Here is a 24,506-nt window from a genome sequence, read left to right on the forward strand (position 1 = left end):
ACCCATCAATGGTTCAAAAAATGGGAGCGAACCAGACTAATCATAAAATTAGGGATTTTAATGAATTCGGAAATTGGCATAAACCTGTGTTGATCCACGCTAGTCCTTGAAATTTAATAGCTTTAAAATTCAAAGGTTTATATCTCAAAATTCCGAATTCTGAATTCATAACTTGTTGTTATTGTTTATTTCCACCTTGTTGTGGCGCACCTGCACTGGTATTGTCAGCTGAACCTACAGCAATTTTGTAGTCAGAGCTAATTGCATCCGCAGCCGTAGCTACTTTCTGAACTACGTTTGCAGGTAGAGGAACATAACCTAGTTCAGCAGCATTTTTCTGACCTTCTGTCAGGCCGTACTCAATCATCGCTTCTATGGCTTTGGCTTTTGCTGGATCAGAGTATTTTTTGGCAGTTAAAAGCCAAGTGTAGGTAACGATGGGATAAGATTCGTCTCCTTCTGGATCTGTAATGAAGGCACGGAGATTTTCTGGTAGGGTAACTGCTTCTAGAGTTTTAGATGCCGATTCTTCGGTTGGTACAACAAACTTACCTGCTTTATTTTCCAAAGCAGCATATTTGAGGTTATTTTGTTTGGCGTAGCCGTATTCTACATAACCAATGGAGGCTGGTGTTTGGGTAATTTGGGCAGTCACACCTTCATTACCTTTCGCACCAACTCCCACAGGCCAGTTAACAGTTTTGCCTTCACCGACTTTACTCTTCCATTCTGGGCTAATGGCGCTAAGGTGTTTTGTAAACACACCTGTGGTTCCACTACCGTCAGAACGATAAATTACTGTAATTGGTTCGTTAGGAAGTTTGGCGCCTGGGTTGGCAGCAGTGATTTTTGGGTCGTTCCAAGACTTGATCTTGCCCAGAAGAATATCGGTATAAACTGCCCGTGGAAGCTTTAACTCTGGAACATCTGGCAAGTTGTAAGCTAACACGATACTACCAGCTGTCATGGGCAACATGAGTACACCCTTGTCTGCTGGTACTTTTTGGATTTCTTCATCTTTCATGGCCACGTCACTGGCGCCAAAGTCTACAGTACCTTGGGTAAATTGCTCAACTCCAGCACCGCTACCAACAGACTGATAGTTAATTTGTAGGTTGGGATACTTTTTGTTTAAGTCAAAAAACCAACGACTGTACAGTGGTGCTGGAAAAGATGCACCAGCTCCAGTTAACGATACTTTGCCACCAAGATCCAATTTGGCAGGACCAGAGGCTGTGGTATCAGTAGCTGCACCAGGAGTCGCGTCGCCAGTGGAAGTGTTGTTTTGGGCTTCCTGTCCACCGCAAGCAGCTAGGCTAAATGCCAGTGCTAAGACTGAAATAGTTCTCGTTAGGCGAGATTTATTGATTACTGACGTACGGGAAAGCATGGATTGTAATATTCGGTGTTATTTTTCCAGCTAAGCCCCTACAATATATAACTTTTTGGTAAAGGGAAGGTTAAAGGTAGAGGTTTATTATTCTTTTAAGTAGTAAATTTATGAAAATTTTATTTTCTTTACTTGATGGAAGTTGTTGCTTGCAATCTATTTTCGTTTCAGAACAAATAGACAATTGGTACATTTGTATTACTATTGAATATAATTGAATGGTTATACAAAGTCAAAAAAGTAATCCTTTTCTAGGGTTTATTAAATAATTAGAAAAAAGAATCAAGAAGGAAAAATAAATCAAAAATTGAATAAATAACTATAGAAAAAATTTTTTTGTTTATTAACATATATTTAAAAAGATTTGTTTCATGATTGATTTTAATCTGTTTTTAATTTTGCAATTCAGAATTATCGCAATTTAAAAATCATGAGCATCTATTTATAAATATTACCTTTATTGATTAAAATCATGAAACTAATTGCATATTTTGTTGAATTTAAGACTGAGAAAAAATAACAACATTATGTTTTTAAGTAAAATCTATTCTAAAATTTAGGTGCATGTTTAACAAAATTTTTTATTAACAAAAGAAATGAAAAGAGACAGAGTGTAAATCTTGATCGTAATTCACTAATAGAAAAGCTTGATAAAATGTGATCGCAACAAAATTACAACACCAACAACAAACGAATATTGTGGTCAAACTAATTAAGGTTACTACTTAACTAAATCAACACTTTCTCGATTGATATTTTGCACCAATTTTTGGTTTTGCCAAGAAATTTATTTCACTGTGAGAAGTTCTAGTTTGCGAGTAGCTGACTAGGTAATACCAATTCCCTTTAAACGTGAAACATATTTGTGTTGAACAGATGTGCCATGGCACCTCTGGTACAGGATTTAAATGTATCGTGATTAACGTGAAATGGTATAAGTCTTCGAGGTCCGTTTCAGCAGACTTAAGCTATCGGTAAGTGCAAAATATCAGCCGACCACTAGCGACGATTGCCACTAGTAGTTCACCAAATTGATTTTGACAGTTTAGCTAGATCCCCGACTTTTTAAAAAAGTCGGGGATCTGACGTCTGGCAAGCTGTCAAAACTTGTGTCGTAGAGTACTAGCAACAAATGAAAGAAACAAAATTTTTCTCCTACACCCCCATACCTTATGTGTTTCTGAAGAGCAAACTTTTGTACCACAAAAGAAAACTAGACAACACTGTCTTGAAAATAGGGATCGGGGATTGGGGCAGAGATTTTCATGCCCTCGTTGTAGGCGATCGCCCATGAGAGGCTGACTTGAAGATCACGCCTGTCGCAGTCAACAGCGGTTAAACTATAATGATATTTCTCAAAAAAAGGATAAAATATAGCACTTATAGAAAAATGGTCAAACTTTTATTTGAGGCAGTTATGAGTGAGTCATTGCGGTTTTGGCATTGTCTTCATGAACAACTAACTTGCTCCTTGGGTTATTGCTTAGCAGTGGTTTGGTATGGTGAATATACATTAACCAACAAAGAACAAAGGCTCAAGCTGAATATCTTACAAATCAAGTTTTACTGACGCATCATTAAATTAGTTATTTTCGCTTTTACATCAGAATCATTTGCACGAGTGTATTGTAAATGCTAGCTGCTTCCAATCAACTGTTATGGTCTATGATTGGCTTACTGCTAACTATGGGTGGAACCTTCTTAGAAGCAAATATTACCACCTTACCTTGGAGTTGGAGTAAGCACGGAATTCATACTTTTTCTCTGGGTGTCACTTTTCAAATTGGTGGGGTATTACTTGTAGGATGTTTAGGAGGCAAAAATGCTGGCGCCATTTCCCAGATAGCTTATTTAGTTATGGGGTTAACTCTGTTACCCGTATTTGCTGCTGGCGGTGGTCCTGGCTATGTTAAGCTATCACAGTTTGGCTATTTACTAGGTTTTATTCCAGGAGCTTGGATTTGTGGCTTTTTTGCCTTTAAAGCTAGACCTAGACTGGAAACACTAGCGTTTAGTTGTATTTGTGGCTTGTTAACTGTTCACGTCTGCGGTATTAGTTATTTGATTCTCAGCTATGTTTTGCAGTTGCATAGTACAGAAACTATGACCCTGATGCAAGCAATCCTCAAATATTCTTGGTTTGCACTACCAGGCCAACTAGCTGTCATCTGTGCTGTTACTGTCATAGCGTATGTGCTACGGCACTTGATGTTTTATTAGTCTTTTGTCATTTGTTATTTGTCATTTGTTATTTGTCATATGACCAATGACCAATGACTAATGACTAATGACTAATGACTAATGACTAATGACTAATAATTACTTTGCCATGCGTTTTAAAAATAAATTCTTCTGGATTACTGCCTTTGTTGCTTTTTTTTTAGACCAAATCACAAAATATTGGGTGGTGCAAACCTTTAGCTTGCAACAAACATTGCCCCTGTTACCCGGTATATTTCACCTAACTTATGTGACTAATACTGGTGCAGCTTTTAGTTTGCTATCAGGAAAAGTAGAGTGGTTACGTTGGCTATCTTTGGGAGTAAGTTTAGCACTAATAGCTTTGGCATGGTTCGGTCCGCTCTTAAACCGTTGGGAGCAGTTAGGCTATGGTTTAATCTTAGGCGGTGCTATGGGTAATGGTATAGATCGCTTTGCTTTAGGCTATGTTGTTGATTTTCTGGATTTTCGACTAATTAACTTCCCAGTATTTAATTTGGCAGATGTATTTATTAACATTGGCATTGTCTGTCTGCTGATTGCCGCTTTTCAAAAAACACCAACCTCCAGTCGTAGGCATTAAACTAGGGATCGGGGATTCAAGGGGCGACAAGGAAGACAAGGGAGACATGGATAAAGATTTCTCCAACACTTCCTACACTCCTTACACTCCTCACATTTCCTGTTAGTCGTGGGGACCGGTGAGTTCCCCGATCCCTATTTTCAAGCTAAATCCCTATAAAGATACAAGAGGCCATTCAACATGGCCTCTTGTCGTTTTAAAAAAGCCGCAAATTGTTAAACACGTCAAAGACTAATAAATTTGTATCAGAGTCATCTCACAACAATGGGAAGCCTGATTTTTGTAATTAGTTACCAGTACCAGTACCAGTACCAGTACCACTGCCAGGAGTGATCTGAGTTGGACTGCTAGAGTCGGGTGCAGGAGTTGTGCTATCTGGAGACGGAACTGTGCTGTCTGGTGCAGGAGTGATTTGAGTTGGACTGGTTGAGTCGGGTGCAGGAGTTGTGCTATCCGGAGCCGGAACTGTGCTATCTGGCGCAGGAGTGATCTGAGTTGGACTGGTTGAGTCGGGTGCAGGAGTTGTACTGTCAGGAGCCGGAGTAGTTGTGCTATCTGGAGCCGGAGTTGTGCTATCCGGAGCCGGAGTTGTACTGTCAGGAGCTGGAGTTGTCTCTTCTGGAGTTGTACTGTCAGGAGCCGGAGTAGTTGTGCTATCTGGAGCCGGAGTTGTGCTATCTGGAGCCGGAGTAGTTGTGCTATCAGGTGTTGTAGTATTGCTAGATGCTCCCTGACACCGGGAATTTAATGGGAAATACTCACACAGAATCTTCTTCCCTTCTGGTGAAAGCTTGATTTCTGGAGGTGTACCAGTTGTTTCTGTTTGTTGTTGACTTAGTTCAGGAAATTTGGTGATTTGGGCAGCAGCAATATTGCTGGTTAATGCCAGAGTCAGGGCTGTACCTGTTAGGGTCAAAAATCTCCCCTTCATATTACTTAACCTCAACACCTTCAAAGAATACTCGGCCCATTAAATCAAACAATAGGTTTTATAAAATCTGCCTAAAAGTAGATGTATTTTTTGACGTTTACATGTTTCAGCTAGTAAGATTGTAACAATTAAATCATTATATAATAATCTTTTAGTAGAAATAAATACCTCCAATTTAAGGCTTAGCTGTGATCATGCAAGCAATTGGAGTATTTTAAGCATAAAACTAACATAAACAAGATCAAATTTTGATACTCGATTAAGATGTAAAAAAATTAACGCCCAAAGTCATATTGATATATATTATCTTGATGTCAGGAAAAATCGGGAACAACTCTGTGCTGCCAACGTCTTCATAGCGTTATGAGTACAATGGTGGAATACTAACATCGAGATGGCAATTCGCCGATTTTTCAGTAATATCCGTGGTTTCTATAGCCGATGAGTTCCCCCCAGCCCCCTCAAAAGCCACAAACATTGCTTGGTCAAATAACACAAGCAGTACACACAATTCAAGCTCGGGTTGATTTTTCTAAACTATCACTTAAGCCTAATGCCAGAGTACCAGAACTTTGGGTACAGGATGCGGGGTCGGATAAGGCAGAAGTATATCCGCTGTTGGGCGATCGCTATATGCTGGGTCGCAGTTCCAAATCCTGCGATATTGTTGTCCGCAACCCGGTTGTCAGCCAAATTCACCTGTCACTGTCGCGGGATTCTACTCAACGGCAACCTGTTTTTGTAATCAAAGATGAAAATTCCACCAATGGCATTTATCGCGGTAAGCGTCGGCTCACATCCCTAGAATTACGTCATGGTGATGTTCTCACCTTGGGGCCACCAGAATTAGCTGCCTCAGTGAGACTACAATACGTTGATCCACCCCCTTGGTACATCAAAGCAGCAACTTGGACTACTTACGGCATTGGTAGTGTCAGCGCCCTGATGCTGCTAGTGATTGGTGCGGAATGGCTAAAATTTTCAGTCAGACCCCTACCTAACCCTACTCGCGCTCCTGTGGTTGTATACGCAGGTGATGGGGAAACACCGCTACGTGAGCCAAGAAATACTGCTCACGTAGACATGAAACGATTGCAAGATTTTGGCCCGTATTTGCCTGCGGCGGTGGTTGCTTCTGAAGATAGCCGTTACTACTGGCACTTTGGAGTAGATCCCTATGGGATTCTCCGAGCCGTCTTGATCAATACCCGTAGTGGTGATGTCCAACAAGGTGCTAGTACAATAACTCAGCAAGTTGCCCGTAGTTTGTTCCGTGATTATGTAGGCAGACAAGATTCTTTGGGGCGCAAAGTGCGAGAGGCGATTGTCTCTTTGAAATTAGAAACGTTTTACAGCAAAGACACGATTTTACTGACTTATTTAAACCGAGTATTTTTAGGGGCAGATACTTCTGGATTTGATGATGCAGCACGGTATTACTTTGACAAGTCAGCCAAAGAATTAACTTTGGCAGAATCTGCAACATTGGTGGGTATTTTGCCTGGTCCTAACAGTTTTAATTTCTGCGGCGATAACCAGAGCAGAACACGCATTATAGAGTATCGCAACCGCGTACTGCGGCGGATGCTAGAGGCGGGCAAAATCAAGCAGGATGATTATAATCGAGCCAGGCGATCGCCTGTGGACGTCAGCCCCAAAGTTTGTGAACAGCAGGCAAAAACGATCGCTCCCTATTTCTACAGTTATATTTTCCAAGAACTAGAATCGATCTTGGGAAAAGACTTAGCGGGTGAAGGTAACTTTATCATTGAAACTCAGCTTGATATTAGTATGCAACAACAGGCAGAAGCCTCATTGCGTAACTATGTCAACAGCGCTGGGGGAAATTTTGGTTTCTCGCAAGGAGCAATAGTTACCCTAGATTCCAGTACTGGCGCTATCCGGGCAATGGTGGGTGGTACAGACTACAGAACGAGTCAGTTCAATCGAGCATATCAAGCCAAAAGACAACCTGGTTCCACCTTTAAAGTATTTGCTTACGCTGCCGCCATTGAACAGGGAATTTCACCCGCTACAAGTTATTCCTGCGCTCCTTTAACCTGGCAGGGTTTTACCTATAAACCTTGTCGGGCAGGTTCTGATGTGAGTTTAAGTATAGCCACTGGACTTGCTCTATCTGAAAACCCCATCGCCTTACGAGTTGCTAGGCAAGTAGGGCTAAATAAAGTGGTAGAGATGGCAAAGCGTTTAGGAGTCAAATCAAATTTAGACCCAGTACCAGGATTAGTGCTAGGACAAAGCGAAGTCAATGTTTTAGAAATGACTGGTGCTTTTGGCGCTATTAGTAATGGCGGTGTATGGAACCGTCCCCATGCTATTAGCCGCATATTAGATAGTAGTGATTGCCGCGATCGCAAAGATTTAAAAACTTGCCGTGTAATTTACTCTTTTGATCAGGATGCCGAAGCCAACAAACGCGTACTGCGAAAAGATATCGCCGATACTATGACTCGCTTACTCCGAGGAGTAGTCACAAATGGTACTGGTGGGCGTGCTGCGATCAGTGATTTCGCAGTATCTGGTAAAACTGGTACAACCAACGACAACGTTGACTTATGGTTTATTGGTTATATTCCTAGTCGTCAACTAGTGACTGGCATTTGGCTGGGCAACGACAACAATTCCCCTACATCTGGTAGTAGCGCTCAAGCTGCCCAACTGTGGGGGAATTATATGGGTAGAGTCGTTCGATAGGGAGCAGGGAGCGCGGACAAGGAGGACAAGGAAGACAAGGAAGAGAGTAATGCACTAACCAATTTTCAATGCCCAATTCCCGATTCTCGATCCCCGATCCCTGATCTCCGATCCCCTCTTTACTGATACCCCTGCCAGGGAGTAATTTCTAGTTTGCCACTAGGCTGAAAGATAACTTGGAAATGAGCCAGAGGTTCTTTGCTAATTGGCACTGATAGATTTGAGGCATTAGATGATTGAAACATTTGTGGCAGGGGTGTTTCTCGGAAGTAATCAAATGCTACTTGGTTGAGTGGTTCATAATCGGCAATGATGCCATCTTTATTCACTGCCACACGATATTTTAAATCGATGGTATAGCTGGGTTTACCGTGCCAGTTTTGGCGGATACCATCATACAGTTTTTGGTTTAACTGTCTAACTTGATTGCTGTCACTAATTTTAGCTCCGACAACATCCGGTTTTGTTGTGTAACCCCGCCAAGGGCTAACTTGCAGTACGCCATCTCTGGTGAAAACGACTCGATATTGAGCGATCGGTTCGTTGGTAATGGGAGGGCGAACAGCAGGATTATAAATTAGATTTGGTAAAGGAGTTTGGTTGACAGCTTCATTTGCTCCTGGAGTGACAGCTTTGTAACCAACAATCGCACCATCTGCCGCTACACCCACACGAAAGATTAAATCCTCCTTCAGTCCTTGGCGATTTTTCCAGTTGGGATGAATTTGGTTATAAACTTGACGGTTTAAAGCACGTAACTGGGATGCATCTGTAATCTCCGGAACACTAGTTAAAAGTGCTTCTAAATCTTGATTTCCTACAGACGATGAAGTCGGTATGGGGTTAGCAACAGTTGTAGAAGTGGGTGTAGGAGTAAATTCGGGAGTTGCAGCTATCTGTTCATTAACAGTGGGAGTGGGAGTAAAGGCTGGAGTCGCAGCTATTTGTGCATTAACACTTGGGGTAGGATTTGTAGCTATAAGTTGGTTATTAGGCTCTGAAGGAGTGGTGGTAGCAGCTGGAGTATTATTAGCTGGGGTTGTAGGAGCAACACTTGAGGTTGTGGAGCCAGTGTGTTGTTGTGTAGCTGGTTGTGGTGGAGGGGGAGGTGGTATCATGGCAAATGCGATCGCTGCTGCTGCCAAACTAGTTACCCCTACAGTAGCTGGTACTGCTTGCTTGAGCAAAACCTCATTAGTAGAGCCATAGCGCCTGGGAACCGGTTGTAATTCTAGTGATAGCTCTGGTAAAGTTTGAGTATCAGCAAAGAATTGATCAACAGCTTCTACCAAATCAAATAATTGCACCGTATTTAAATCTATTTGAATAGGCTGCTTGCCATCATGAACATAACTAGGCTGTGAAGCTTCCCAATTGGGAACTTCTGAATTTACAAACAACCGATGGCGATTGTTTTCAACTTTCTGCATTTGCACCAATTCTGAATCAAAATTGTGTGCTTGTGGGTGAGAAACACCACTCAAAAATTCTTGAGCATAGGCACTAACTGTCCTAACCAAACTTTCAAAAAATTCTCTGCCGCCCGATAATGGTTGACTATAACCTGAAAGATAACATTCGGCATTTACCAAGATAGATAATGCTGGGCGCAGTTCCTGAAACTGTGCTGCCCTTGTAGCATCACTTAAACCCTCTAGAACTAGCGTACAATTCGGTAGACTATACTTACGTTGAATATTCATTCCACTTCACCGTCAAAAAGACTGATCCAAAACCGCTGCATACCAGCCGTACCGGTACAAAATAGTAATTTACCCAGCAAATCTATAGCCAACTCATCTAATTTTTCATCTGAATTTAATGCTATTATCCCGGAACGTCGCAGATTCATCCGGCTTTTGAAATGCGCTCTAAACCGTTCTAGGTAATTAGATAATCGCAAATTTTGTTCCAGTGGAATCTGCTTTTCATCCAGTTGCTGGTAGATCATCAGCAACTGACGAATTACAACCGTCAAGCGTCGTGCTAAATAGCAAGCAATTACCACCAAGGCTTTGGCTTCCATGATTGTCAAAGAACGGCGATTATGGGCTCTTCTGAGGGGATTAGTGCTACGCATTCGCCACAAATTCACCCTGTCTTTAATAATTCCTTTCAATTCCAACTCTTGTGCAAATGACAAAATGGCTTCTGAACCACCAAGTTCCAAAGCTTCAATTGCCAGTAGAATTAAGTCAATTTGCACTCTAGTTTTACGAGGGCAGACCTGTCCCTCAATAGCAGGATCAGGTAAAGTATCCAAAATCATCGGCGGTGACTGGGGAGTTGGACTGTTATAAGGCGATAAACTAGCGGAGACATTCATTATAAATACCTTGTACGGCTACGACAGAGTCGGTAAAACTAATTTAAGATATATAGCCTAGTTGGCGTGGCATGTGTTTAGTTGTGATCAGGGCATAGTTGCCCGATATATACATTAACTTACCCGTTCTACTTAAAGTTTTCCGCATACACAAATGCAACTTTTCCAAGCACAGTTGTTTCTTATAGTTTACTTAGTATCATTTCATCCTTACCTTGGTGTAATTTCCGGTAATCGTCAATGGATGGCATTTATTACTAATTCAAAGCGTACGACATAATAGTGTACGATTTGTCAGGTATCTGCCCGCCACCGCCTGATGTATTTCCGTCGGCTGAAGTGGCTAATTAAGAAGGTAAAGGAAATTCAGTAAAAAAAGGTTGTCATTTTATGACTACAAGCATTTTTGCCTTTTGCCTTCTGATTTGAAAGAGGGTGTAGGGGTGTAGGATTCATCTTTGGTGATGAAGCTGCCTTCTGCATAGCTGCCTTCTTGCTCCACCTTCATCTACGCTATCTTTACCTATGGATCTAAAATCTCTGATTCGTGATATTCCAGATTTTCCTAAACCCGGAATTTTATTTCGAGATATTACTACACTACTGCGCGACCCCCAAGGACTGCGCTACACCATAGACTTGTTTACACAAAAAATTTTAGATGCTGGACTTAAAGCAGATTACGTGATTGGAATGGAGTCACGAGGCTTCATGTTTGGCACACCTCTGGCTTATCAATTAGGAGCAGGTTTCATCCCTGTGCGTAAACCAGGCAAACTACCAGCAGCAGTACATTCGATTGAATATGAACTAGAGTACGGTACAGATTGTTTGGAAGTACATCAAGATGCTTTGCACCCCCAAAGTCGAGTTTTGATTGTGGACGATTTGATTGCCACAGGTGGAACCGCAGGTGCAACTGCAAAATTGGTAGAAAAAATTGGCTGCCAACTGGTAGGATTTGGGTTTATTATCGAGCTACGAGATTTACAAGGGCGTAAAAATCTGCCAGATGTGCCGATTGTCAGCCTTGTTGAATATTAGTCATTGGTCATTGGTCATTGGTCATTGGTCATTGGTCATTGATTAATAGTTACTATTTGTTACAAATAGCAAAGGATAAAGAACAATAGCAAATGACTAATAACTAATGACTAATGACAAAGGACTAATGACAAATGACTACTACAAGAATTTCCCCGGAAGCATTTTGGGATTGGCTAGTAAGAATATTTACTAGCGAAACTTTTCTTTATGTGATTAAAAGGTTATTACAGGCGCTGTTAACTTTGTTTTTGGCGTCAGCTTTGTCGTTTTTTATTATTCAACTTGCTCCTGGAGATTTTTTATCCACACTACAGCAAAACCCAAAAATCGATCCAGCGAGAATTGAACAACTGAGGCGACAATTTGGTTTGGATAAATCATGGCCAGAGCAATTTTTTCTTTGGCTGTGGCGCATTATCACAAAAGGGGATTTTGGCACAAGTTTTGTTTACCAACGTTCTGTAGCGTCACTGATTTGGGAGCGAGTTCCAGCAACTTTATTATTGGCGATTTCTTCTTTGATTGTGACTTGGGCGATCGCTATTCCATTGGGCATCGTTGCTGCTGTGAAGCAAAATCGCTTTACAGACCGGATTTTACAAGTCATTAGCTATGCTGGACAAGGATTTCCCAGTTTCATCACTGCTTTGTTATTGCTGATTTTTGCTCAGTTGACTACTCCCCTATTTCCTGTAGGTGGGATGACTAGCATCAATTACACTGATTTAACATGGTTTGGTAAAATTCTCGATGTCGGCTGGCACATGATTTTACCCACCATTGCTTTAAGCATCACAAGCTTTGCTGGGTTACAGCGCATCACTCGTGGTGAACTACTAGATGTACTGCGTCAAGATTACATCCAAACAGCTCGCGCTAAAGGACTACCAGAAAATCGAGTTATTTACGTTCATGCTCTCCGGAACGCCATCAACCCCTTGATTACTTTGTTGGGTTTTGAGTTGGCGGGTTTATTAAGTGGTGCATTTATTGCTGAATTTTTCTTCAATTGGCCTGGTTTAGGAAGATTAACTTTGCAAGCAGTGCAAAATCAAGATTTATATTTACTGATGGCAAGCTTGGTAATGGGTGCAGTGCTATTAATAGTTGGTAACTTGATAGCAGATTTGTTGCTCAAAGCCGCCGATCCTCGTATTCGTTTAGAAAATTTAAATTAGTCCTTTATTTGTTGTTGGTTGTTTGTTGTTAGTTGTTTGTTATTCCAACCAACAACCAACAACCAACCAATAACAATTGACATTAACTATGTTCTCCGAAATTTATTATTTGGTAAGGTCACAAACTGACGGTCGTTATCTCACAGCCCATCCCAACTCAGAGGGTGTGAGTTATGTTGTGATGTTTCGCGAACACTCTGATGCTCTTAGCTATCTCAACACCCACGCGGGAGAATTAGCGAATCGTTTTGGTGTGGAATCTATTGCTGGTTCCCAGCTAAAGGCTTTGCTCAAACGTTGGGGTTTTGGCGGTGTGGCTATGGTTACTGATCCGTTATTACCAAAAATTGAATTTTTACAGCAAGGTTAAAAGCCAAAAACCGCCAAGGATTTTAATCCTTGGCTGATAGCACTCCTATACCCCACACCCAAACCATCCCCACACCCATTTTCAAGACCCTCCGTGTACTCTGTGTCCTGGTGCGGTTTGTTTTTTCGTTAGTTGTGGTAAGTCCAGATTATTTAACGTGAGTTCGATGCACATGAAATTGACCCCTCCCCCAACCCCTCCCCTACAAGGGGAGGGGCAAGAATAAGCCTCTAAGCTGATGTTGCTCCTCCCTCGCCTTTTAGGAGAGGGAGGTAGGGAGGAGAGGTTCGTTGAACTCACGTATTATTTATTTGAGGGCGACATGTTGGACTACAAACTGAAGTAACACAATTTGAGACTAGCGAGTATATTTCAGACTCTCTATCTTGCCTAAGAATTTTTCTGTGAAAATACTCATTACAGTCCGTTTACGGACATTAATATTAGCGTTCAAAGACATACCAGACTGGAGAGGAATTTCTTTGCCACTAACGTTAATTGATTGTTTTGATAAACGAATTTCAGCTGGAAAACGGTAGTAGGGAGTGTTTTGATCAGGTGGTAAAGCATCAGAACCAATCCGAACTACTTCGCCTCGAATGTCACTAAATTCTGTGTAGGGGAAAGAATCAATTCGCACATCCACGGGCATTCCATTTTTGACAAAACCAATATCATTGTTGGTGATAAAAACTTGGGCTACAAGATTTTCTGGCGGCACGATTTTGAGAATAGATTCGCTGGTATTGTACACGTAACCAGAACTACGAGGCTTAAGGTCAAAAACAATTCCACTAGTTGTGGCTCTGATTTCTTGATATTTTAGGGTCGAAAGAATTTCGCTAATTTCGCCATCAATTTCTTGGATGCGTTTTTTATTTTCGACCATCACTTTGGTGAGTTGACTATTTATTTCAGCAATGCGCTTGTCGTTCTCAGCAATTTTACTGAGTAAGTCTTCTTTAGATAGAGCGATCGCATTTTCTAATTTCTTTTGTGATTGTGCGATCGCCAGCCGCAGACGTTGTTCTTCTTGTACAAGCCGATTCACTTCGGCTTTGCTAGCGTCTGCTGTTTGCCGCTTTTCTAGATAAGGTAAACGAGCAAAGGCTCCTTTTTGCACCAAAGTGTTTAAATTATCGGCAATTTCCAAATTTGTTGCCAGGCTACCTCTCGCACTCATTAATTGCACTTGCACTTGATTTAACTGCTTGGTTAATTGTTCTACATCTAGCCGTGCTGTGGCAATGCGAGAGTCTCTTTCTGTTTGTCTGTTAATCAAACGTTCTCGCAACTCTGGATCAAGGTTACGTATTGCTGTCTCACCCAGCAATTCCGCACGATAAAGTTCATTTTCCCGTACCAAGGCAACACGGTTTTCTGTGAGTGATGCTAACTCTGGTGACATCTGGAACTCTCTTTTAGTAGAATTAGCTGTGGAAGTTCGCATCTGGGTACGATAAAAATTGTTTTCTCGTACTAGGCTGACTCGCACTTGTTGCAGTGAGCGCAATTTTGCTTGGGCAACTGTGGGGTCAAAACTAACCAAAAGATCGCCTTTTTCGACTCGTTGTCCTTCCTGAACATGAATCTTGTTGATCACTCCCCCCACTGGTGCTTGAATTTCTTTCACTAAACCTTTGGGTTCGAGTTTACCTTGCACGGGAACAGATTCGTCGATTTTGGCAGTACAAGCCCAAACTACAGCAAAACTGGTCACACCGACAATGCTCCAAACAATAGCATGTGACCAAACACGGGATTGTTTTAAAATGACTGGCTGATCAAAGTCGTTTGTCTCAGCAGGTGTATCACGAGGTATGGTAATTCCCGAACTGAAAATTGCTGTATTTCCTTGCAACAGCAATTGCCATTGACGTTGGGTTTTTGGCAGACGCTTCCAAATAAATACTAATCCGCCAGCTGTCAGCAAAAACATGAAACCACCCAAAGGCAAGAAAATAGATGTTTGGCTTGGGGCTGCTTCTAAGTAATTTACATGGTATTTGTTGTTTTGATTTACGTTTTGGCTGGTTTTTTGATTTGGGTTTTGACTTGTGTTTTGGCGATCGCTTTGATCTACAAAATCATCTTCTTGACTTTTGCTTTGACTTATGGTGTAATTGCGATTCTCATCTACAAATTCATCCCCAGAGCCAGTTTTAGTAGTCGTAACCTTGGGCGGGGATGGTTGGAGGGAGTGCCAAGTTGCAGCATCAACAACACCTTCAGCAGAGTCTAATACTTTCTCTTCCTGAAATTCAATGACTGCTGCTTGGGTAAGTACGCCGAATTTACCATCAATTGCACCGTGATAATACCCCAATTTTTGCAGCTGAGTTTGCAGTTGGGAAACAGCTGTACCTTGACTACCAAATTGCAATCTCGGTTGGTTTGATGATGAAAAACTTACCTTAGTGGCTTCCGGTTCAGTCACACAGGTATGCAAATCTGGGTTTAATGGAGTTGTTGTTTCATCTACAAGAATTTGCTCACACTGATTAGTAGGTGTTTCGGGGGTGTTGAGTGACGCTTCTGAACAGTTTGTACAAGCTAGCAGCAACAAAGATGGATCAAGCATGGTTTTTTCTATGTAGAGGAGGTGTAGGAAGTGGGAGGTGGGGAACTCACCGGCCCCCACTCCCTGTCGGTCGTGGGGATTAGGGGCAGTGGGGAGGTGGGGAGTGGGAGGACAAGGAGGACAGGGGGGACGACTTGGGAGACAAGGGAGAAAAACTAATACCATTGACAATTGACCCTTGACAATTGACTACTCTTCTTGCCCTTGTTGTTGATAAAGACAGTAATATCGTCCTTTCATGGCCATGAGTTCGTCATGGGTTCCTTGTTCAGCGATCGCACCCCGATCCATGATGATGATGACATCGGCATTTTTGACTGTGTTCAGACGGTGGGTGATGAAGAAGACGGTGCGACCCTGAAAAACTTCCATAAGGTTGCGACATACTTGTTGTTCCGATTGGTAATCTAAAGCGCTGGTGGCTTCGTCTAAAATCAGTAGTCGCGGATTTTGTAAAACTGTACGGGCGATGGCGATGCGTTGCCGTTGTCCACCGGAAAGGGCAGAACCCCGTTCCCCTACGCTTGTGTTGTAGCCGTTGGGTAGTGCCATGATGAAATCATGGGCGGCGGCGGCTTTGGCAGCAGCAATAATTTCTTCGGTAGTTGCTTCTGGGCGAATCAGGGCAATGTTTTCTTGAATCGTCCCTTCAAACAAGAGGGTATCTTGTAGCACCATACCAATTTGACGGCGCAGGGAATTTAACTCTACTTTCCTAATGTCATAGCCATCTATCTGGATTTGCCCTGTCAATGGTTCGTAGAGTCTGGGTAATAATTTTGTCATTGTACTTTTACCGGAACCACTTTGTCCAACGATGCCAACGAAAGTACCAGGGGCAATATCAAGATTGATATTAAGCAGTTGCAAAGCATCGTCAGGATTGAAACCAAAGGAAACGCCTGTGTATTTGACTGCGCCTTGAATTTCCGGTAAGGGGATATTGTAGCGATCGCTTGGCTGTACTTCTGGCGCGGTATCTAAAACATCACCAAGACGTTCGATGGATAATGCCACTTCTTGAAAGTTCTGTGAAAGTTGAATCAGACGTAACAGAGGACTGGTAACATAACCAGCAATGATGCGAAAAGCGATTAATTGACCAAGGGTGAGTTGATTCGAGATCACTAAATGAGCGCCTACCCACAACAATACAAAACTAGAGAATTGATTTAAAAATCCACTGATGGAGTTGGCGGTGCTGGAAGTTAGTACGTTTTTGAATCCAGCGCTGATGTAGCGGGTATAGCGATCGCGCCATTGCCAACGGGATTTTAATTCAATATTCTGGGCTTTGACTGTTTGAATGCCGGTGAGTACCTCAACTAAATAAGATTGGGTATCAGCATAGCGTTCGGCTTTTTTGCGTAATTGTCGCTGGACGACGGGAACCACCAAAGTTGTCAACAGGGCAAACAATGGTACACAAGCCAGTGCAACGAGTGTCAGCACCCAACTATAAAACAGCATCACGGCGATGTAAATCACCGAAAACACCGCATCTAGCACCACTGTCAATGCTGTTCCTGTTAAGAAAGAACGAATATTCTCGAGTTCATTAATCCGCCCTGCCAATTCGCCGACGCGGCGACGTTCAAAGTAACTCAAAGGCAATCGCAACAGATGTTCAATGACTTCTGAACCCAGGCGGATATCAATTCGGTTGGTAGTATCGGCAAATAAATAGGTACGCAGACTCGTCAAGATGGCCTCAAATACGGCGATCACAAGCAAGAAAATCCCCAAAATATCGAGAGTATCGAGGCTTTTTTGCATCAAGACATTATCGATGATGATCTGGGTAATGATTGGGTTTGCCAAGCCAAATACTTGGACAAAAAACGAAGCAACTAGAACCTCAATCAATACCAAGCGGTATTTATAGATGGAAGGTAAAAACCAACGCAGACTGAATTTTTCTGGACGTTCCTCTTCTGGTTTTTCGATCACCAAGACTTGTCCTGATTGCCCCCAGATGTTGCCAAACTCCCCTAGAGAATAATAAGAAATGCCTTTTTCTGGGGCTGCAACAACGATTTCATGTTCTGTGATTTTGTACAGTAAGGCCAAACTTTCTTGCCAGTAAATAATGGCTGGCGCACTCAAACGATTGATGACGTTAGCAGGAACTTTGACTAACTGGGCTTGCAAACTCATCATCTCGACAACGGCCCCTGCTACTTGTAAGGAAATCGGTCTATTCGATTTGAGTTGATTTGTCAAGACTTTGCGAATTAAATCCCGGCGAAAAGAACCCCCTAAGATGCGATGTAACATCTGGAAACAGGCCAAGGAAACATCCAGGGGACCTTGTCCTGATACGAATATGCTGTCAGCTGGTGCGATATGTTCGACAGCAGGATTGGGTGGGTATTCTGGGGCGGGAGAGATTGCCAGAGTGGAAGTATTGCCCTTGCTAGACTTCTTGGTATTAGACTTCCAGGGAATACCAATTAAGCGGACTTCGGTGTCACTGTGCCAAATATCTGGATGGTTGTTATCTATCAATAATCGGCTACCAACGCTCATTCCATCGAACATACCAGCGCTGATTAGCCAAAGGTGGTCATCATTAAATTTCTGGGAATCTACTTTCCCTGGTGGCAGATTCACCACCGTTATTTGTTGCCAAAGCTGACGGACTAAGTCTTTTAAATCGGTAGCTGCATCTGCTTGTCGTTGGAGTTCCAAACTCAGGAGATCAAAGACTTCTATGATCTGAGGACGCGATCGCACTGCTTGGGCAAACTCTGGTTCTTTGGCCATTAATTGCAGAAATTCTTCTGCTTCCAGAGTAATGGCAATGACTTCACTAGAAGCGATCGCTGCTTCGCAACTTACCCCACGTAATAATCCTAGCCAACCCAGGAACTCTCCTGGTTCTACCACCGTCAAACTCACCTGAGCAGCCCTACGTTGGTCGTAGCCCAATAGCCGCGCTTGTCCTTGATAAATTACCATCACCTGCGCTGGCATTCTTTCCCTCACCAACATCCACTGTCCAGTACGATATTGCAACAGTTGGCATTTCGCTGCAATTGTTTCTAAGGTGACAGGCTGTAGTTTGGTGAAAGGGGGAGTGTCGGCTAAGAATTTTATGATGTCGGTTTGGGTAATAGCTGGCTTCATCTAAATTTCTCCTAGAAACTCCCACACAACCTAGTGGTCTATCCACCAACTTTTAGGGTCGGTGGGTTGTTAGGTAATGGGGAGAAAAAGTGCAATTTTTCTTGTCTCCTTTCCTCACAACCTCACTTGACAGTTATCAGTCAGATCCTTGGTTTTAAGTCCCCTACCATACGCCTTGATAACTGCGGCTAGTACTGTTGACTGAATTTAATTTTCCAAATCTTCACGGAGTGGGCAATCTGGGTTTTCATAAACCTGGGTTAGTTTCAACACATTCACTTCAAGGGTGTAAGGGTATAAGGGTGTGAGGGTGTAAGAGAAAATCAGGTTTTTTGGAAATTCATATCCCTAAATACCCCGAAAATTTTGACCCACACCCTCAAAATCTTCCTACACCCCTATATCCCCATACCCCTACACCTCTGAACCATTTACGCTGCCACAGCCTCCATAGTATGGCTAGAGGATTGTAGGCGCGTTTGAACTTGTTTTTGTATCCAGGTTTCAAAGAGTTCATCTAATAACTGCTGCTGCATAGCGTCATTTAACTGTGCAGGCATTAATTTTTCTAGGCGAATGATGACAAACCAATCAGCTATTGCCCGCGGTTCCCAGAGTTGGCCAGGTTGACTGATCGATAAAATTTGTTGAATGACTGGATGGGGTTGAGATAAGGGAACTGGCCCCAAAATTCCCCCTGTTTGTGCTTCTGGCCCTTGGGAATATTTCTCGGCGGCACTCGCAAAAGATTGTTCTCCTTCACAAATCCGAAAATACAATTCCTGGGCTAGTCCTTCGTCTTTGGTACGAATTAGAGAATACACAACCTGATCTAGATTGGCTTTTCGTTGCAGAAAGTAAGATTCTAATCTTCTGCCCCACATGAGAAGTTGAAATTTTTTGATCAGCACCGGACGGATTGCCAATTCTTGCATTTGTGCTTCTGTTAGCTGGTGCTGTTGCAACCATGCTTGTTGTTCCTCTGGTGAAGTGAGTTGATAACGCGCCCTAAAACTGGCGATCGCTGCTTGCTTCTCTGCTTCTGTGCAATTGAAAGGCGCGATCGCCTCGTCTATGACTTTGGCGCGTAATACCTGCGGCAACAACTGATAACGATGTAGCAAAGACAATAATTGATCTGCCTGAAGTACTTCGTTACCCACTTGCAAGGTTTTTATCGTCATAATTCCTAGCTTGCGCAATTCGGTTTCTAATGTTTGAAAATCTGAAATCCCACCAAGGGCGAGATAGTCAGAAAGTCAATCTACAAATAGTTATAGTTAGACCCTGTCTCTATTGATTTACATCCAGTTTTGGATTGCATCAGGAAAATTTTTAATAAGACTTTGTCAATTTTTTATCCTGACTCTCGGGAAACTTTACCAAAATATTACATTCTATACTGATTTGCGATTTTTTTGACAAAGTCTTGTTCCTCTTTTTGCGGTAAAAACTTTATTAAAAATATTTTTTTGTAACTAAATGTACTTGATAAAGCGATTTTTGCTTCCCAAGTTGGCAGATATATTAAAAGCTAATTATGCAAAATGACCGAATACTATCAATTTTCTCATATAAAAGAACATTCAAAATATATGTATAAATTGTATTTTAGCCACCTTGTGACAGTTGAATGACCGTCACAAGGCAAGCGCGAAAAAAGCTACTGTAGCTTTTATTCTGAGTGAATGAACAAATTCGTAGTCACCGCTTTTTTGCTGTTGTCGCAACAATATTGTGAGTTCAAGTATCCTACGGAAAGCTGCTCTTAGGGCACATACACCATTTCTTGTTCAAGAATTGCTGCAAGCATTGCATTAGTCACTTGTTCTTATATACGTGCGTAAATACAAATGACTAATAGCAAAACAGATGGATTACTAGCTTCTCCGTACACCAGGGGAAAGCAATTGCAAGTCATTCTCACTTTAGCTCTGTTGATAAATTTCCCGTAGGTATCCCAGGGAATCTACCATTTGGCGTTCATTAAAGGGATAATCATGGCGAATACTTTAGGCACAAACCTAAGTGGAGTTTCTGACCACTCTAGCGGATTACCATTTTTGGATCACTTCAAAACTGCTAGTGACTGGATGCCTCAAAATTCCAAAATAGGGGAAAAGCCGCAAGGAATTCAACTGGATTTAGATGAAACTGGTTGGGTCAAATCCTTACCTAATTCAGGAGTTAGTACTTGGCAGCACAAAAGCTTGAGTACAAAAGACAACGGATTAGATAGCGGCAATGGCAGTAACCTATTTTCTCCCACACAAGATAGGCAATTCCTCAATAATGAGGGCATAGATAGAGATGTTCTGACTGGCATCAAAGACAATGGTATCAAGGAATTCAGCAATATACAGCCCAACTCTGATACTCAACCAGAAACTACAACTTCAGATATTCTAGGCACGAGTATCAATTTCAGCGACTCTACTCGCGAACCAGCTGTTCTAGCAGCAACTACAGACTCGAGTCAGTCTAATAACTCCGGGAATGTCTACTACGTTTCACCCAATGGCAGCGATGATAATCCAGGTACACTTGATAAACCCTGGAAAACTGTAAACCATGCAGTGAATGAAAAATCTCCTGTTCAGTCAGGTGACACGATTCTAGTTCAACCCGGCACTTACACGGAAATCATCACCCTGGGTAAATCTGGTGATAGTAAGTTGGGTGACATCACACTCAAAGCTAATGGTGATGTTACCTTGCGTGACCCTGATCCTACAAGTGGTTTTTTCCGGGAAGGAGTAATTCAGTCAGCTGGCAAAGGTAATTGGGTGATTGATGGCTTCCGAATTGAAAACACATCCTGGGCGGGAATCTCTTTACGTGATGCCTACAACATGACGGTGCAAAATAATCACACCTTCGAGACTGGTGCTTCTGGGATCATCGTCATGCCAGATACCTACTATGAAGGTGGGGAAGGCGAAGTGACGAGTAAAAATATCAAGGTGTTAAATAACACTGTAGAACGAGCAAGCTGGATCTGGAAGGGTAACGCTGCCAAACAAGGCAATATCAACGACGGTTTCGACCTCACAACTGGAACACAAGAATCATTGAGTATCTGGGGTGTTGATGGTTTCGAGGTGGCTCATAACACTGTCAAAGAAGGCAACCGCGAAGGTATTGATGTCAAAACTGGCTCCCGCAATGGTTCTGTCCACCACAATACTGTTACTGGTCAAGCCATAGTTAGTGGTACACCCGATGGCTATAGCGGCGGTCCTGCCCTATATGTTGAAGGCAACCGCGCTGACATGTTCAACATTGATGTTTACAACAATGTTGTTGCCAATAATACTGCTGGTGGACTTGTGATTACGGATGAAGTTCCCAATCAAGGAGATGTGTCTGATATCCGTGTCTACAACAACATTGTTCTTGATAACGGTAAGGATGGGGTGAATAGTGGTCAAGGAATTGGTGTCAGCAGTAATGTGAGTGATGTTGAAATTGTCAACAATACCGTTGATGGCAATGTTCAAGGTTTCTTAATCGATGGTTCTGACAACTATGGCGGTTATAAACCAAAGAACATTCTGGTTCGCAACAATATCTTTGCGAATAGCAGTTTTCGTAATGGGTTTGTTGAAGATGCTGAGAATGTCACCTTAGACCACAACTTATTTACGAATAAGTTTGAAAAAGCCTATGAAACTGGCAATGGCGTGAGTAATTTGCAAGCTGAGAACAATACGCAGACAGATTCGGTTGGATTTGCCGATTTAGAAGGCAATAATTTCAATCTCACAGCAGATTCACCAGCAATTGATACTGGTTCCGCAGCGATCGCTGATTACGCAAAGCTGGATTACAACGGCAAACAACGCGGTCAAGGTAAGGGCGTTGATATAGGTGCTTATGAGTTCCAGTCTTAGGTAAAACCTTTGTGCTTAGGTGTTTTGGTATAGGAGTGTGGTGTCTAGGGGATAAAACCGTTTGGCGTTAATCAAAGGGATAATCATGGCGAATACTTTAGGCATAAACCTGAATGGAGTCTGTTACTGGTCTAGCCAATTACCATTTTTGGATCACTTCAAAACGGCTAGTGACTGGATGCCTCAAAATTCCAAATCAGGAGACAAGCCGCAAGGAATTCAACTGGATTTAGATGAAAATGGTTGGGTAAAATCCTTACCTAAATCAGGCAGTGGCAATTATGATAGCGTCCAAACTCTGGTCAATCTCATCTCTCCCACACCAGGAGTCAAAGAAAACTACCCTAGTGGTAAATATGTAGTTTTGTACGAAGGCGAGGGCAAGCTAGAGTATGGTTTAGATGCCAAGCTCGATACAAGTGCTTCTAAACCTGGTCGTGATGTAATTAATGTCACACCTTCAACTAAGGGGATATCCTTATCACTTACCGAAACAGACCCTAAAGGTACAGGAAATTATCTTCGCAACATCCGCCTTGTACCTGAAGCCGAGGAAAAAAATTACCAAACTCAGGTATTTAATCCTACCTTTGTCGAGAAAACTGACAATTACTCTACCCTCCGATTTATGGATTGGATGGGTACTAACAACTCTAAACAGAGTGATTGGCAAAATCGACCAACAGTTGACAGTTCTACCTACACCTACTTTAATAAGGGTGTACCTGTAGAAGTAATGGTTGATTTAGCCAATCGTACCGGGGCTAATCCTTGGTTTAATATGCCCCACCAAGCCTCGGATGAATACATGGCTAACTTTGCCAAAGTTGTCAAAGAAAAGCTCAACCCCAACCTTAAAGTTTATGTAGAATATTCCAACGAAGTGTGGAATGGTGTTTTTGGTCAACATCAATGGGCGCAAGAGCAAGGGCAAAAGTTGGGTGGTGATTGGACAGACTGGCACAGTCGCCGTACAGAACAGATGGGTGATATCTGGGATAAAGCCTTTGGCAACGATAGCGATCGCGTGGTCACGGTTCTCGGCGCTCAGAATGGTAACTTACAGTTGACTGACCAACTGATGCAGAAGGTGAAGGCATACGATCCAAATACTACGGTGGATGCGATCGGCATAGCTCCTTACCTGGGGATATTTGTGACTCCAAACAAGCAAGATTGGACGGTCGCAGAATCGGAAGTAGAAAGCTGGACTAAAGAATCAGACGGAGGTCTGAACAAAGTCTTTGACTACTTGAACAAAACAGAGCTACCCAAACAACTAGACAACATCAGCAAGCACTCAGAACAGGCTAAAAAATATGATCTGGATCTAGTTGGCTATGAGGGTGGACAGCATCTTACAGGGCTTAGTGGATCAGAGAATAATCAGGCAATCACTGATTTATTTATCAAGGCGAACCGTGATCCACGTATGGGGCAAGTGTATAAAGAATACCTAGAAGGTTGGGACAAGCTAAGTGGCGATAGTGAACTTGTCGCCTACTCTGACATTGTCACGCCGACTAAATGGGGTGCTTGGGGTGCTTTAGAACACGTTAATCAATCTACTTCTCCGAAATGGGAGGTGATACAGGATTTTATCAACAATGGTGGTAACTCTCAATCAGCTACTCCCGTCACACAAGCTGCTAGTAACGAAAGTGATACCCTCAATAATGGTCAAAGTCAGACCGAAGTCAAGGGATATATGCGCGATCGCGGTATCGATATCCTCATGGGTGGTTCAGGCAATGATGAACTGTCTGGGGGTAAAGGCAAAGATGCTCTCAATGGCGGCGATGGTGACGATCAAATCATCGCTAGCTTGGGAGAAGATGAATTAACTGGTGGTGCTGGACGCGATCGCTTTATCTATCAGGATGTGCAAAGCCAAGGAGATACCATTACTGATTTTGACCACAATCAAGATGCGATCGACTTGCGTCAAATTATGTCTGGCCCAGCTTATAGCGGCTCAAATAAATTCTCTGACTACCTGGAATTTCAACAGGTTGGTACTGATACAGCCGTTCGCCTAGATATGGATGGAAGTCAAAAATCCGGTGGTTTCGAGAACTTAATGATGTTGTCAAACGTTGATGCATCAAGTTTAAGCCCCAGTAACTTTGTTCTAGCTTGAAAA

General features: G+C 42.4%; 16 protein-coding genes. 9 read left to right on the top strand and 7 right to left on the bottom strand.

Annotation, left to right across the window (positions count from 1 at the left end; genetic code table 11):
• Positions 1-178: 178 nt before the first annotated feature.
• Positions 179-1,390 carry a phosphate ABC transporter substrate-binding protein PstS gene (gene pstS, locus UYI_RS0111440; protein WP_016866801.1) on the bottom strand — a complete coding sequence of 404 codons (1,212 nt, stop codon included), beginning with the start codon at positions 1,388-1,390 and terminating at the stop codon, positions 179-181.
• Positions 1,391-2,807: 1,417 nt separating this feature from the next.
• Between pstS and UYI_RS37615 the strand changes: the two genes are divergently transcribed.
• The 3 genes from UYI_RS37615 (at position 2,808) to lspA (ending at position 4,193) form a co-directional block, all read left to right on the top strand.
• Positions 2,808-2,960 carry a hypothetical protein gene (locus UYI_RS37615; RefSeq protein WP_162140393.1) on the top strand — a complete coding sequence of 51 codons (153 nt, stop codon included), beginning with the start codon at positions 2,808-2,810 and terminating at the stop codon, positions 2,958-2,960.
• Between the two features lie 62 nt (positions 2,961-3,022).
• Positions 3,023-3,610 carry a biotin transporter BioY gene (locus tag UYI_RS0111445; protein ID WP_016866802.1) on the top strand — a complete coding sequence of 196 codons (588 nt, stop codon included), beginning with the start codon at positions 3,023-3,025 and terminating at the stop codon, positions 3,608-3,610.
• A gap of 109 nt (positions 3,611-3,719) precedes the next feature.
• Positions 3,720-4,193 carry a signal peptidase II gene (gene lspA, locus UYI_RS0111450; protein WP_026085896.1) on the top strand — a complete coding sequence of 158 codons (474 nt, stop codon included), beginning with the start codon at positions 3,720-3,722 and terminating at the stop codon, positions 4,191-4,193.
• 286 nt (positions 4,194-4,479) lie between these two features.
• On the opposite strand, the gene UYI_RS0111455 is transcribed toward lspA, so the two are convergent.
• Positions 4,480-5,124 (bottom strand): hypothetical protein, encoded by a 645-nt coding sequence (locus UYI_RS0111455; RefSeq protein WP_016866804.1) that lies wholly within the window; start codon positions 5,122-5,124, stop codon positions 4,480-4,482.
• 441 nt (positions 5,125-5,565) lie between these two features.
• Here UYI_RS0111455 and UYI_RS0111460 point away from each other — a divergent pair, with 441 nt between their 5' ends.
• Positions 5,566-7,839, top strand: coding sequence for a transglycosylase domain-containing protein (locus tag UYI_RS0111460; protein WP_016866805.1), 2,274 nt, complete (start codon positions 5,566-5,568; stop codon positions 7,837-7,839).
• Positions 7,840-7,958: 119 nt separating this feature from the next.
• Here the strand turns inward: UYI_RS0111460 and UYI_RS0111465 are convergent, their stop codons facing one another.
• Both UYI_RS0111465 and UYI_RS0111470 read right to left on the bottom strand, forming a co-directional pair.
• Positions 7,959-9,542 (bottom strand): DUF4335 domain-containing protein, encoded by a 1,584-nt coding sequence (locus UYI_RS0111465; RefSeq protein WP_016866806.1) that lies wholly within the window; start codon positions 9,540-9,542, stop codon positions 7,959-7,961.
• The gene (locus tag UYI_RS0111470; RefSeq protein ID WP_026085897.1) at positions 9,539-10,165 is read right to left on the bottom strand and encodes a DUF3038 domain-containing protein; all 627 of its coding nucleotides are present in this window, start codon (positions 10,163-10,165) and stop codon (positions 9,539-9,541) included. Before UYI_RS0111470 ends, UYI_RS0111465 begins: the two co-directional genes overlap by 4 nt.
• 525 nt (positions 10,166-10,690) lie before the next feature.
• On the opposite strand from UYI_RS0111470, the gene UYI_RS0111480 reads away from it, so the two are divergent.
• The 3 genes from UYI_RS0111480 (at position 10,691) to UYI_RS0111495 (ending at position 12,760) form a co-directional block, all read left to right on the top strand.
• Positions 10,691-11,209, top strand: coding sequence for an adenine phosphoribosyltransferase (locus UYI_RS0111480; protein WP_016866809.1), 519 nt, complete (start codon positions 10,691-10,693; stop codon positions 11,207-11,209).
• Between the two features lie 134 nt (positions 11,210-11,343).
• Positions 11,344-12,390, top strand: a complete 1,047-nt coding sequence (locus UYI_RS0111485) for an ABC transporter permease (protein ID WP_016866810.1) — start codon at positions 11,344-11,346, stop codon at positions 12,388-12,390.
• A gap of 88 nt (positions 12,391-12,478) precedes the next feature.
• A complete protein-coding gene (locus UYI_RS0111495; RefSeq protein ID WP_016866811.1) occupies positions 12,479-12,760 on the top strand; it encodes a hypothetical protein in 282 nt (93 codons plus the stop codon).
• A gap of 358 nt (positions 12,761-13,118) precedes the next feature.
• On the opposite strand, the gene UYI_RS0111500 is transcribed toward UYI_RS0111495, so the two are convergent.
• From UYI_RS0111500 to UYI_RS0111510, 3 genes are all read right to left on the bottom strand, one after another.
• A complete protein-coding gene (locus UYI_RS0111500; protein ID WP_016866812.1) occupies positions 13,119-15,341 on the bottom strand; it encodes an HlyD family efflux transporter periplasmic adaptor subunit in 2,223 nt (740 codons plus the stop codon).
• A gap of 189 nt (positions 15,342-15,530) precedes the next feature.
• Positions 15,531-18,470, bottom strand: a complete 2,940-nt coding sequence (locus UYI_RS0111505) for a peptidase domain-containing ABC transporter (RefSeq protein ID WP_016866813.1) — start codon at positions 18,468-18,470, stop codon at positions 15,531-15,533.
• 431 nt (positions 18,471-18,901) lie between these two features.
• Positions 18,902-19,654: a peptidylprolyl isomerase gene (locus UYI_RS0111510; protein ID WP_016866814.1), complete on the bottom strand. Its 753-nt coding sequence runs from the start codon at positions 19,652-19,654 to the stop codon at positions 18,902-18,904.
• Between the two features lie 816 nt (positions 19,655-20,470).
• Between UYI_RS0111510 and UYI_RS0111515 the strand changes: the two genes are divergently transcribed.
• A complete protein-coding gene (locus UYI_RS0111515) occupies positions 20,471-22,363 on the top strand; it encodes a right-handed parallel beta-helix repeat-containing protein (protein WP_016866815.1) in 1,893 nt (630 codons plus the stop codon).
• A gap of 85 nt (positions 22,364-22,448) precedes the next feature.
• Complete coding sequence (locus UYI_RS0111520; protein ID WP_016866816.1) at positions 22,449-24,503, top strand: calcium-binding protein; 2,055 nt, start codon at positions 22,449-22,451, stop codon at positions 24,501-24,503.
• Positions 24,504-24,506: the final 3 nt, after the last annotated feature.

This window comes from Fischerella muscicola PCC 7414 (assembly GCF_000317205.1).
In the GTDB taxonomy this organism is placed as follows: Bacteria; Cyanobacteriota; Cyanobacteriia; order Cyanobacteriales; family Nostocaceae; genus Fischerella; species Fischerella muscicola.